At 65.2% G+C, this 12,237-nt stretch carries 11 protein-coding genes and 1 pseudogene; 4 read left to right on the top strand and 8 right to left on the bottom strand.

The window, feature by feature from the left end; genetic code table 11:
- Nucleotides 1-18 precede the first annotated feature (18 nt).
- Nucleotides 19-1,107 (bottom strand): mannonate dehydratase, encoded by a 1,089-nt coding sequence (locus tag ACX12D_RS36310; protein WP_459376669.1) that lies wholly within the window; start codon nucleotides 1,105-1,107, stop codon nucleotides 19-21.
- A gap of 552 nt (nucleotides 1,108-1,659) precedes the next feature.
- Here ACX12D_RS36310 and ACX12D_RS36305 point away from each other — a divergent pair.
- Nucleotides 1,660-2,934, top strand: a complete 1,275-nt coding sequence (locus ACX12D_RS36305; protein ID WP_459377421.1) for an MFS transporter — start codon at nucleotides 1,660-1,662, stop codon at nucleotides 2,932-2,934.
- 80 nt (nucleotides 2,935-3,014) lie between these two features.
- Here ACX12D_RS36305 and ACX12D_RS36300 read toward each other — a convergent pair whose 3' ends face one another.
- On the bottom strand, nucleotides 3,015-3,617 hold the full coding sequence (locus tag ACX12D_RS36300) for a nitroreductase family protein (protein ID WP_459376668.1): 603 nt from the start codon (nucleotides 3,615-3,617) through the stop codon (nucleotides 3,015-3,017).
- A 329-nt stretch (nucleotides 3,618-3,946) separates the two neighbouring features.
- On the bottom strand, nucleotides 3,947-4,675 hold the full coding sequence (locus tag ACX12D_RS36295; protein WP_459376667.1) for a thiolase family protein: 729 nt from the start codon (nucleotides 4,673-4,675) through the stop codon (nucleotides 3,947-3,949).
- A 6-nt stretch (nucleotides 4,676-4,681) separates the two neighbouring features.
- On the opposite strand from ACX12D_RS36295, the pseudogene ACX12D_RS36290 reads away from it, so the two are divergent.
- Together ACX12D_RS36290 and ACX12D_RS36285 are read left to right on the top strand one after the other, a co-directional pair.
- Nucleotides 4,682-5,374, top strand: a pseudogene (locus tag ACX12D_RS36290) (zinc-binding dehydrogenase); the annotation flags it as partial.
- 98 nt (nucleotides 5,375-5,472) lie between these two features.
- Nucleotides 5,473-6,420 carry a PDR/VanB family oxidoreductase gene (locus ACX12D_RS36285; protein WP_459376666.1) on the top strand — a complete coding sequence of 316 codons (948 nt, stop codon included), beginning with the start codon at nucleotides 5,473-5,475 and terminating at the stop codon, nucleotides 6,418-6,420.
- A 290-nt stretch (nucleotides 6,421-6,710) separates the two neighbouring features.
- Here the strand turns inward: ACX12D_RS36285 and ACX12D_RS36280 are convergent, their stop codons facing one another.
- The 5 genes from ACX12D_RS36280 to ACX12D_RS36260 form a co-directional block, all read right to left on the bottom strand.
- Nucleotides 6,711-6,893, bottom strand: a complete 183-nt coding sequence (locus tag ACX12D_RS36280) for a hypothetical protein (RefSeq protein WP_459376665.1) — start codon at nucleotides 6,891-6,893, stop codon at nucleotides 6,711-6,713.
- A gap of 71 nt (nucleotides 6,894-6,964) precedes the next feature.
- Nucleotides 6,965-7,777, bottom strand: a complete 813-nt coding sequence (locus ACX12D_RS36275) for an ABC transporter ATP-binding protein (protein WP_459376664.1) — start codon at nucleotides 7,775-7,777, stop codon at nucleotides 6,965-6,967.
- Nucleotides 7,778-7,788: 11 nt separating this feature from the next.
- On the bottom strand, nucleotides 7,789-8,655 hold the full coding sequence (locus ACX12D_RS36270; protein WP_441637279.1) for an ABC transporter permease: 867 nt from the start codon (nucleotides 8,653-8,655) through the stop codon (nucleotides 7,789-7,791).
- A 2-nt stretch (nucleotides 8,656-8,657) separates the two neighbouring features.
- Nucleotides 8,658-9,677 carry an aliphatic sulfonate ABC transporter substrate-binding protein gene (locus ACX12D_RS36265; protein WP_441637281.1) on the bottom strand — a complete coding sequence of 340 codons (1,020 nt, stop codon included), beginning with the start codon at nucleotides 9,675-9,677 and terminating at the stop codon, nucleotides 8,658-8,660.
- A gap of 2 nt (nucleotides 9,678-9,679) precedes the next feature.
- Nucleotides 9,680-10,150, bottom strand: a complete 471-nt coding sequence (locus tag ACX12D_RS36260) for a hypothetical protein (protein WP_459376663.1) — start codon at nucleotides 10,148-10,150, stop codon at nucleotides 9,680-9,682.
- 282 nt (nucleotides 10,151-10,432) lie between these two features.
- Here ACX12D_RS36260 and ACX12D_RS36255 point away from each other — a divergent pair, with 282 nt between their 5' ends.
- Complete coding sequence (locus ACX12D_RS36255; protein ID WP_459376662.1) at nucleotides 10,433-12,187, top strand: ABC transporter ATP-binding protein; 1,755 nt, start codon at nucleotides 10,433-10,435, stop codon at nucleotides 12,185-12,187.
- The last annotated feature ends 50 nt before the right edge of the window (nucleotides 12,188-12,237 follow it).

Below are 12,237 nucleotides of genomic sequence, written 5' to 3'. Positions count from 1 at the left end.
GTTAGGCCACCGCGCTACTTAGCCGCGCACCGGCGTGGACCACACGCCGGTCGCTTGCAACAGCCCGCGCGTATAGCCCAGCGCGAAGGCCATGAAGCGCTCGCGGTTTTCGTCAAGGTCCGACACGGGCACGTGGTCCGGGCACAGCGGGCCCTTGTAGCCGCCGCGCTGGTAAGCCTTGATGGCCTGGAACATGTCGACGTCGCCTTCATCGGGGAAGACTTCCTGGAAGTCGAGATAGCCGCCGCGGATATTGCGGAAGTGGACCATGAAGATGCGGCCGGTGGCGGCGAACTCCTCGATCACGGGGATCATCGCGCGGCCCGGCTCCTTGAACATCTCGGCAACGGTGCCCTGGCAGAAATTCAGGCCGTGGTTGGCGCTCGGGCTGAGTGCGAGGAACTTGCGGATGCCGCCGGCGGAGCCAATCACATGCTCAATGCCGTTGAGGCCACCCACCGGATAGGCGGGATCGTGCGGATGGCAGGCCAGGCGCACACCGGCGCGGTCGGCGGCGGGCACCAAACCTTCGACCAGAAATTCGATGGCGTCCCAGCCGGCCCTCTCAGTCACCGGGGGCACGTCGCGCGCCATTTTCTGGCCGCACAGCATGGCGGTCTCCGCGTCGCCTTCGTCCTGGTTGGTGGGGTATCCCACGCCCCAGTAGGAGTGCTTGCGGTCGTCGTCGGCCGAGTACTCGGCATAGACAAAGCCGGAGTTCTGCGCGCCGCCGCGTCCTGGCTTGAGGCCGGTGCGGGTGATGCCAACCATCTGCGCGTTGTACTTGAGGCAGGTAATGCCTGCGTCTGCCGCCTTCTGGATGTTCTGCGCCAGCACATCGCGCTGCTTGCGCGCACCATCCAGGTCGACCAGCGAATCCAGCAGGATGGAGCCCACATCGAGCGCGAACACGTCGAGCTTCAGGCCGAAGCCCTCCACCCATTTGCGATAAGCAGTGAGCTTGCCGGCATCCCAGGCGCTGACGCCGCCGGTGGCCGACACCAGCTCGGTGCCGCGGTTGTCCAGCACCACGCTTTGGACCCCGAGCTGGGTGGACAGGCGCAGGCGGCGCTCGTCGGGGTTGAGTAGCTGTTCGCTGATGTACATGCTGCGTCTCCTGGATGCGAATGGGGCGCGGGCGTCCTGGCCGCCACGTCGCTCCACGCTGGAGCCGGGCATGTCCACCCGCGATGAACACGTGTCCATTCTTGGGTAAGCGCGGATGTGCCGCAAGCGCGGAACGCGGCTGGCGCACGGCGAACCCGCGCCTTGTCCCAGAGTGTGGGAAAAGTGGCGCAGCAGTAATCCACCCATGCGGATGACTGCCAATCGGCCCACCGGGCAGGCTGAAGCAACACATTGCCACCGCATTTCCCAAGGGCTGGGACGTGGCCCACCCTGGTCACCGGGCGCCGCTATCTTGTTTCCCGGTCCTTCTCTAGCATGCAGTCCATACGCCCCGGCAGCACCCTGCCTCGGGGACGCGCCGCCATACAGGGCCCGGCGCCTTCGTGCCATCAAACAAGACTGGAGACCGCCATGTCAGTCGTCATGACATCCGCCACCTCGAACGCGGCGGAGTCCGCGGCCGCATCCGCCGCTACATCCGCCGCACAGCCGACCGCAGCCGCTGTGGCCACCGGGCGCTACCGCTACCTGATGCTTGCCCTGATCACCATCGTGCTGGCGCTGAGCACCGGCGACCGCGCCACGTTGTCGGTGGCAGGCCCGCATATGGGCAAGGATCTCGGGCTCGATGCCGTCCAGATGGGCTGGCTGTTCTCTTCCTTCGCCTGGGCCTATGTGCTGAGCCAGGTACCGGCCGGCTGGCTGGTGGACAAGATCGGCGCCAAGCAGGCCATCGGCCTTGGGCTGGTGCTGTGGTCGCTCACCACCTTGCTGATGAGCACGGTGCACTGGTTTGCCTTTGCCTTTGTCGCGCTGCTGGTGCTGCGCTTCCTGCTGGGCGCGATGGAGTCGCCGGTAGGGCCGTCATCGGGACGGGTGATCGCGGCGTGGTTTCCCTCCACCGAGCGCGGCGTGGCCGGCGCGATCTTCAATAGCGCGCAGTATCTGTCGCTGGTGGTGTTCACGCCGCTGATGGGCTGGCTCGACCATCGCTTCGGCTGGCAGCATATCTTCTCGGTCATGGGCGCGCTGGGGCTGCTGCTGGCATGGGCGTGGTACCGCCTTTACCACGCTCCCGCCGCGCATCCGCGCGTGACGCAGGCCGAGATCGACTATATCGAGCAAGGCGGCGCGCTGGTGCATCTCGGCGGCAGGAGCGCCAAGGGCAGCAAGGGTCCAACGCTGGCGCAGCTCGGCCAGCTGTTCCGCAGCCGCATGCTGGTGGGCATCTTTATCGCGCAGTACTGCATCAGCGCGATCACCTGGTTCTTTGTCTCGTGGTTTCCGAGCTACCTGGTGAACGGGCGCGGCTTCTCCATCCTGCAAGCGGGCTTTGTGGCCGCGGTGCCAGCCATCTTCGGCTTTGTCGGCGGCGTGTCCACCGGCTTCGTGTCGGACGCGCTGCTGCGCCGCACCGGCTCGCTGACGATGGCGCGCAAGCTGCCCATCACCATCGGCCTGCTGCTCAGCGCCACCATGATTGCCTGCAACTACGTGGACACCGACTGGATCGTGATCGCGCTGATGAGCGTGGCGTTCTTCGGCAAGGGTTTCGGCTCGCTGGGCTGGACCGTGGTGGCCGATACCGCGCCCGCGTCCATCGTGGGCAGCACCGGCGGCGTGTTCAACGCGGTGGGCAACATCGCCGGCATCGTCACGCCGATCGTGATCGGCTACATCGTGGCCGATACGCACTCCTTTAATGGCGCCCTGGTGTACGTCGGCGCGCATGGCCTGCTGGCCATCCTTAGCTACTGGCTGATCGTGGGCAAGATTGAACGGGCAGTATTGCCGGCCCAAGGCTGAGGGAGCCATGCGCGATGAGCAGTCGCCGGCACGGCAAGCTGGAGCCAGCGCACGAAGCCCCCGCCCAACGCACTGGCCGGTCAGCCTTTGAAACCGAATCTTCCCTCTGCGGCGATGGCCTTCATGGCCAGCCGCGTGCTGGGTGCTTCGCGTGACTGCAGGGATACCGACAGGAAGCTCTTGTCTTCGCTGCGGCGGCCAATGGCGACCGCAGCCTGCACTGTGTAATCAGCCGGAATGCCGAGGCTGCTGCGTGCCAAATCCTTGTCGAAGCCGGCAATGCCATGGGCATGCCAGCCTAACAGCGTGGCCTGCAAGGCGACGTAACCCCAAGCAGATCCCGTGTCGAACTCGTGACTTGCGTTGGGCGTGGGCGCCGCTGCACCTGGCACTAACGCGCTGTTGGCCGACGCGATGATCAGCAAGGCCGAAGCGCGCTGCGCCCAGCTCTGGTTGAAGACGTTGAGCGTGGCAAACAGCGGCTGCCAGGCCGGAGTGTCGGCCCTGGCGTAGATGAAACGCCAGGGCTGCAAATTGAAAGCCGAAGGCGCCCAGCTGCCTGCCTCGATGATGGCCAGCAATTCCTCCTCGCTGATGCTCTCACCCGTGAATGCAGGGGGCGACCAGCGGTCGACGAAGATGGGGCTGACCCCGTATTCCGGTTGGCGGGTCGGTTCTGGCATAGAGAGACTCCTTTAATGTGACCGATATGGAAATGAAGCTGTTTGCCGCACCGGTCGCCGCTCGGTGCGCTGGCGGTGCGTATGCCCGTTCAGGCGTGAAATCTCATGCAAACGAGCACACTTCGCGCTCGACTCCACGATGCAAAGCACAAGGCCAAAAAGTAGATTTACCGGCCATCCTCGAGCGCGAACGCATTCACGAGCCTGCGTGCCTTGCGCCGCCAGAGCACCCAGGCCCGGTCGAGAGCCCAGCAGTTCGCGCCGCTGGCAGCCCGCCCAGAAGGCCGCGCTGTCTGGGTCCGGACGAACACCCGGTGGCAATGGAGACGTCATGCCCCCCTCCTTAGGATGAGCGCGCTGTCGCCGGATTCGCTGCCGACCAGCGCGAACTCGGCATTTCGCACCTGGCGACAACGGCAGCGGTCATAGTCGTGGCCGGTGCTGCACAGGTCGTCGCGCACGCCACCCTCGCGCAGCTGTTGCACGGCCTCGACAACGTGGCCAAGACCCGCGATGTTGCCCTCTGACAAGTGGCCACCGTGAGTATTGGTCGGGATGGCCCCGTCAAGAGCCAGCTCGCCGCTTCGGACCCGCGCCGCGGCCTGACCCGGCGGCGCAAGGCCGAACTGCTCGATGTGCAACAGCGCCATGCCCGTGAAGGGATCGTAGATCTCGGCGACGTCGATGTCCTCCGCCCGAATGCCGGCCTTTCGGTAAAGCGACTGCGCCAGCGTTCCTGCATGCAGGTCCCAGTGATTTGGGCCGATCCGCGAACGCACCGGCGCACCAAGGGTACCCCCCTCGATCGCTCGGATCGTGACCAGCGACGACCGCAGTTGCCGAGCGTCTTCCGTCGACGAGACGACGACGGCCATTGCACCGTCGTTCCATATGCTGCAGTCGAGCAGGCGAAACGGCTCAATGACCCACGGCGACTTCTGGTGGTCCTCAACCGTGATCACTTCGGTCATCAGCGCCTTGCGGTTGAGCCTGGCATTCGCCCGCTGCTGCACGGCCAGCTCGGCGAAATCACGGTTATGCAAGTTGTAGGCATGCATGTACGCGCTGACATCCTGCCAACCGGCTACCACGGTGCTGTGACCGCAGGTGTGCGTCCCGGCTCGACGGTTTATGTCGCCGGCGCTGGTCCGGTAGGCTTGGCAGCGGCTGCATCGGCTCGCCTCCTCGGCGCGGCTGTCACGATCGTCGGCGACGTCAACAAGGTTCGGCTGGCACACGCACGCAACGTCGGCTTTCACACGGTCGACCTTTCCGAAGACGCTTCGCTCGCCGACCAGATTGCGGCCATCTTGGGGGAGCCTCAGGTGGATTGCGCTATCGACTGCGTTGGCTTCGAAGCTCGGGGTCACGGTCACAGCGGCTCGCATCAAGAAGCGCCTGCAACGGTCCTCAATTCACTGATGGAGGTCACGCGGGCCGCAGGCAAGATTGGTATCCCCGGGTTGTACGTGACGGAAGATCCGGGCGCAACTGACGCAGCGGCGCAGCGCGGAAGCCTGTCCGTTCGATTTGGCCTTGGTTGGGCCAAGTCGCACAGCTTCTTCACCGGGCAAACGCCGGTCATGAAATACAACCGGAACCTGATGCAGGCCATTCTCTGGGATCGGATCACGATTGCTGACATCGTCAACGTGCAGGTAATCACGCTCGACGAGGCGCCTCAAGGCTATCTGGAGTTTGATTCCGGCGTGCCGAAGAAGTTTGTCATCGACCCGCACGGGCTGCTCGCTAGCTAACAAGAACCCCCAAGGCGCCACGCGCCCAGGCGCGTGGCGCGGAGAACCCTTGATCGCGTGATCGAGGCAGAACGTGTCACGAGAATTGGCAGCCAATCATGAAAGTGAAGATATTGAAGAAGGTCGAAACGGCTACGGATATTTTCTCCTTCGAACTTGTGGATCCCACCGGAAGACCCTTACCCGGGTTCTCCGCGGGATCGCATATCGACGTCCACGTCGGCAATGGGTTGGTACGGCAGTACTCCCTGAGTAACGATCCGATCGATACGCACCGCTACGTCCTGGGCGTGCTGCGCGACCCAAATTCCCGCGGGGGATCGATCGCAATGCATGCTCAGGAGGAAGGAGCGGAGATTGAAATCAGCGAACCCAGAAATCACTTTCCGCTCGCCAACGAAGCCAGGCACTCGATTCTTCTCGCCGGCGGTATCGGCGTAACGCCAATACTCTGCATGGCAGAGCGACTGGCTCATGTCAACGCGTCGTTCGAGTTTCACTATTGCACACGTGCGCCGGAAAGAACTGCCTTCCGTGAACAGTTGATGCGCCCTGGGATGAAAGACCGCGTCAGAGTCTACTTCGATACGGCTCCGCCCGAGGAGCATATCGATCTGGAGGCGATTCTCGCGGGCCCCGATGCCGACAAGCATGCCTATGTCTGCGGGCCTTCAGGCTTTGTCGATGCCGTGCTGTCGCGCGCCCGAAGTGCCGGCTGGCCAGAATCCAACCTCCATCGCGAATACTTCAGCGCTCAGAAAGGAGCCATCGCAGGAAATAGCGCGTTTCAGGTCAGGCTGGCTAGCTCCGGAAGAGTCATAAACGTTAGAGCTGAACAAACCGTGGTGGAGGCGCTTGGTGCGTGCGGCATCGAGATCCAGACCTCGTGCGAGCAAGGCATATGCGGCACGTGTCTCACTCGCGTGCTGGAAGGAGACCCCGATCACCGCGACGCATACCTGACCGATGAGGAACGCACAGCAAACGACCAGTTCCTGCCATGCTGTTCACGCTCTAGAACCCCGATCCTGACGCTGGATCTGTAGATGCGGCGCCCTGGAGACGGCGGCTTTGATTCCGAAGCACTCTAGTTCCAGGGTTGAGGCCTCGGCGCTTGAGGCATCGTGTGGAGAAGCGCTTTAGCTGCGCGTCGAGCGCGCTCGGTGTTGAGTACCACTATTTCGGCGAATGGTGCCCACTAGTTGCGTTAGTGCGCGTGCCCCGCAATTGGGATGGCTGACACAAGACAACAAACGACACATCTACTCCAGGCCGCCGGCCTTGGCAATAGCTTCCTGCCGAAGGCGGCACGGCTACTGCCTTGTAGCCATTCACCTCAATCGATGCGGATGTCGGCCCGCTGCGGAATGGCCCGCATCTGCGGCAACTCCCATTCGATCTGGGCCGACGCCGACACCGCATTGCCGTAGGCGGGCTCAAAACCGATCGCGGCCGAAGAAGGATGGATCGGATATGCGTGGTTCCAGGCGGGGCCCCGGATAGCACTCAGCTTGTCCAAGCCGCGCGCACCCGGCGTGCAGGCGAAGCCTCGGCCGCAATCACCGAAACAGACAAGCGCGGCGTGGAGTGTCAAACCGTGATGGGTCGACAGTCCATTTGCGCCAGGACATCCTCGCGCAGCCGGGCAAGGCGCGGATGTTGGCGCTGCCGCAGGCTTGCGGGGCCGCCAGGTACAGCCGGCACAGGCCCGACTCGTGGCACATCCACCTTGATGGCAGCCACGATGCGCCCCGGATCCGCATCCATCAGCAGTACCCGATCACTCAGGTAGAGCGCTTCGTCCACGTCGTGCGTCACCAGCAGCAAGGTAGTGCCATGGCGCGCCGTCAGCTGAAGTAGCAAATCCTGCAAGCGCATGCGGGTGAAAGGGTCAAGCGCGCTGAAGGGTTCGTCCAACAGCAACAAGCGGGGCTCGGTGAACAAGCCGCGCGCGATGGCCACGCGCTGCGCCATGCCGCCCGACAGCGCCTTGGGATACATGGCTGCGGCATGCGCAAGGCCGACCTCGCCCAGCAAAGCGGCAACGCGCCCGTGGCGCAGCGCCGCGGCCTTATCTAGGCCGGCGGCAAAGCCGACGTTCTCTGCCACGGTCAGCCACGGTAGCAGCCGCGGCTCCTGAAACACGAAACCGCTGCGGCCAGCGTGAGCCGCGGGCGCCTCGCCATGCACCGCCACGCGGCCGGCAAAGCCAGGCTCCAGCCCCGCCACGAGCCGCAGCAGCGTGCTCTTTCCGCATCCGCTGGGTCCCAGCACCGCCAGCACCTCACCGCACGCGACCTCGAACCGCATCGCACCTAGCACGCGCCGCTCGCCAAAGCACAGCGCATCCACGCGCACGGACACAAGCGGCCCTTCCTCCCCGACTCCGGCAACGACCGACATGTCAGCGCTCATCACAACACCGCGCTGTCGCGCCAAGCCAGGCTGCGCGCTTCCAGCCAGCGCAGCAAGCCATCGCTGAGCTTGCCGATCACGGCCAGGATCAGGATGGCGACGATGACGATATCGGCCCGGCCGGTTTCGCGGCCGTCGCTGAGCAGATAGCCTAATCCGCGCGTGGCGGCGATCAGTTCGGCCGCCACCAGGAACATCCACGCCAGGCTCAGGCCCGTGCGCAGTCCGGTAAACAAATGCGGCAGCATAGCCGGCAGCAGGATGCGGCGCGCCATAGCCGCCCTGCCCAGTCCCGCCATGATGCCCACCTCCACCAGCTTGCGGTCCACGTTGCGGATGCCTGCCTGTGTGCCCAGATAGACGGGAAAGAAGGCGCCGATAGCGATCAGCGTGATCTTCGGCGCTTCGTCGATGCCCAGCCACAACAGCAGCAGCGGCACCCACGCCAGCGACGGTATCGCGCGCAGCGCCTGCAAGGTCGGGTCGAACAGCGCCTCCAGCAGACGGCTGAGCGCCACCAGCATGCCGGCGGCGACACCCAGGAGCGCGCCCAGCGCAAAACCCGCCAGCACCCGTGCGGCACTGATACCCACATGGGCAGGCAATGCCTGGTCGAACAACAGCTCGCGCAGCGTCAGCGCCAGCTCGGTGGGCGGCGGCAACAGGTTGGCGGCGATCCAGCCGATCCGCACCGCGCCCTGCCATAGCAACAGCGCGGCCACCGGCACCAGCAGGCCCAGCCAGCGACGTCCCAGGCCGCCGCCACGCGGATTGGGTGCGGCGGTGGCTTTAGTGCTGTTGCTGTTGCCCTGGGCTGCGGGCGTGGCAGCTAGCGTTGCGCGCGTGGCCGGTGCGTTCGTCGCCATCGTCAGCGCACTACCGTGCGTGCATAGCGTGGCTCGATCAGCGCCTTCACCACCTTGCCCACATCGGTGCCGGGCTTGACCAACGACTCCTGTGTCAGGATGGGCGCGGCCGACGTCAGAGCCTGCACCAGTTGCGGCGACGGCACGGGCTGCGTGAAGTCATTGCGCAGCAACTGCACCTTGATCACCGCCAGCGGCAACTTGCTTTCCTCGGAGACGATCTTCGCGGTCTCGGCGGGATTGGCGGCGATCCATGCACGCGCCTTCTCGTAGGCGGCCAGCACGCGCTCTACCGCTCGCGGGTATTTTTCGGCGAAGGCCTCGTTGACGTTGAGCAGCCCGTAGGTGTTGTAGGCCACGTTGCGGTACAGCAGCCGCGAGCCGGACTCCAGCTCGCTGGCTGCCATCAACGGATCCAGTCCGGCCCAGGCATCCACCCTGCCCTGCTCCAGCGCGGCCCGGCCATCAGCGTGCTGCAGGCTGACGATTTCTACATCCGACTTGCGCAGGCCGGCGTCGTGCAGGCTACGTAGCAGGAACAGATAGGGATCTGTACCCTTGGTGGCCGCAACCTTCTTGCCCGTGAGGTCCGCCACCGTGCGGATCGGCGAATCCTTGGGCACCAGTAGTGCGGTCCACTCCGGCCGGCTGTACAGGTAGACGCCCTTGATCGGGTTGCCATTGGCGCGCCCCAGCACCGCGGCCAGGCCTGCGGTGGAACCGAAGTCGATACTGTTGCTGTTGAGAAATTCGAGCGCGCGGTTGCTGCCCTGGCTGAGCACCCAGCGCACGCTGACCTTGTCGGCCTTCAGCGACTCTTCCAGCCAGCCGAAGCGCTTGAGTACCAGGCTGGGCGGAGAGTAGTAAGCGTAGTCCAGGCGGATCTCGCGCGGCAGCGCATCCTTCGACTCCTGGGCGTGCGCGGCGGCTGGCAAGCCAATGCACACGGCAATGGCCAGCGCCGGCGCCATGCATGCCACGCGCACGGAGATGAGGGAACTCGAGGCAACACGGGCAAGCATGCTCAGCAGACGGGCAATGGGACGCATAGGCAGAGGTGTGATGGAGACAGCGGTTGAGGATGGCAGGCATGCCATGCCAGCGTGGTACCAGCGGCATATTCTAGGAGCGCGCGCGCGCCAGAACAAAGAAGCAATGCGCAGATGGATAGACGTCCGCTGCCCTCCCCGGCCGTGCCGGGCCGGTCTGCTATGCCGGCGCCCACCCGCGATGACGCGAGGCAGCCCGTGTCCTGCGACGGCTGCAGCGCGTGGAGGCCGGCGTACTCGGCGGAAGAAAGCGCCGGCCCCGTGTGGCGCGAAGACACCAGCTGCAGTCCGGGGGCGGCCTCGGTGCGGCCAATCTGGCGCAGCGCGGCAAGACGCTCGGGCAGGTGATCGCGCGCGAACGCCAGCGTGACGCAATCGATGGCGGCGACGTCCGCCGCGCCGTTGGCCACCGCGTCGAGCGATGCAAGATGCGAGCCGGTGCGCACCGTACCAGAGCAGATTGCACGCCACGCAATATTGGGGCGCCGTGCACTGCCCCTCCGACAGAGCTTCGGACTCCTCGCCGAGCCAGCTGGCTTCAGTTTTGCCGCTCTGCATTCGCTCGATAGCGTACTTCTGCGGCGAGCACAAGCACAGAACCGAGTAAGCATCTACGCAAAAATTCGTGGGAAGGTACCGGGGCACCATGCTGCAATACGCGAATGGTCTACTTAGCGCATCCAGCCTCCAAGCCGGGCAGCCACGCTGCTTCATCGCCCTCCGCGTTCATGCAAACCAGCGCACAGGCCGGCGCGGGGACCCTGCGGCCATTGCTAAACATCCACGGCCTCAACGTGTACTTTCCCGGCCATCATGCGCTGCAAGACCTGAACCTGCAGGTCGCTGCAGGAGAGATGCTGGCGCTGGTCGGCGAATCCGGCTGCGGAAAATCGACGACGGCCTTGGCGCTGATGCGCCTGCTTCCTGCGCATGCGCGGCTGTCCGGCACAGTCAGCTTCGATGGACTGGACCTGCTTGCGCTGCGCGAGGCGGAGATGAGCGCCACGCGGGGGCGCGCTGTGTCGATGATCTTCCAGGAGCCGATGACTTCGCTGAACCCGGTGCTAAGCATCGGCCAGCAGGTCGCCGAGGCCTTGACGCTACACGAGCCGCTGTCGCGCCGCGCAGCACGGGCGCAGGCCATCGAACTGCTAAGCCTGGTCCAACTGCCCGACCCCGCGCGCCGCTTCGATGCGTACCCACACCAGTTCTCCGGCGGGCAGCGCCAGCGCGTGATGATTGCCATGGCGGTGGCCTGCAAACCGCGCTTGCTGATCGCGGACGAGCCCACCACCGCGCTGGACGTGACCATCCAGGCGCAGATCCTCGAGTTGATCGATAGTCTGCGCCATGAACTCGGCATGGCCGTGCTGCTGATCACGCACGACCTGGGCGTAGTGGCCCAGTATGCAGACCGCATTGCGGTGATGTACGGCGGGCGCAAGCTGGAAGAAGGCGCAACGGCGAGCGTGTTCGCCGCGCCACGACACGAGTACACACGAGGCCTGCTTGGCGCGTCGCTGCACGTCGCGCGGGATATGCACTACACCACCCACCGCATGGCCGAGATCCGCACCGATGGGCAAGGCCGCTTCCAGCTTGCCCGACCGCCAGCAACCCATTCCGCCGCCGCCCAACGCACGCCAGCCGCCAACGCGGCGCCGCTACTCTCGGTGCGGGGCCTGCGTGTCTCGTACGCCAGCGGCGAGCACCGGGTGCGCGCGGTCAACGATGTGTCGCTCGACATCGCCGCCGGCGAAACGCTCGGGCTGGTGGGGGAATCTGGCTGCGGCAAGTCCAGCCTGTCGCGCGCCATCCTGCGGCTGACACCTGCCGACGCTGGCCGCGTCTCGTTTGCCGGACAGGACTTGCTAGCACTGGCGCCCGCCGCGCTGCTGCCCTGGCGCCGCCGCGTGCAGCTGATCTTCCAGGACCCCTACGGTTCACTCAACCCGCGCCACCGCGTGGAAGACATCCTTGGCCATGCCCTGGCCATCCATGGCGTGCGCGAGCGTGCCGAACGCACGCACCGCATCGACGCCATCCTCGACGACGTCGGGCTGGGCACGCGCGCGCGCAGCCGCTACCCGCACGAGTTCTCGGGCGGGCAGCGCCAGCGCATCGCAATTGCACGCGCGCTGGTGCTGCGCCCTGAGCTGGTGATCTGCGACGAGCCCGTATCCGCACTGGACGTTTCCATCCAGGCGCAGATCCTGAACCTGCTGGTCGACCTGAAGGCAGAGCACGGCCTGACCTACCTGTTCATCTCGCACGACCTGTCGGTCGTGCGCTATATCGCCGACCGTGTGTGCGTGATGCAGGCGGGCCGGATCGTCGAATCAGGTGATTCCGAGACCATCTGGACGCGCCCGCAACATCCCTACACCCGCACCCTGCTGGCGGCCGTGCCCGGCCATGCCCGGCTGAGCTGTCTTCCGGACGCTGCCGCTCAAGCGCCACTGCCTGCCCCCGCGCACAGCTGAACTCTCGCAGTCTCTCTCCGCAGTTACCGCATCACCGAAACCTCAACGCC

This window comes from Cupriavidus sp. PET2-C1, assembly GCF_054515855.1.
This window is presented reverse-complemented; position numbering and strand designations above follow the sequence as displayed.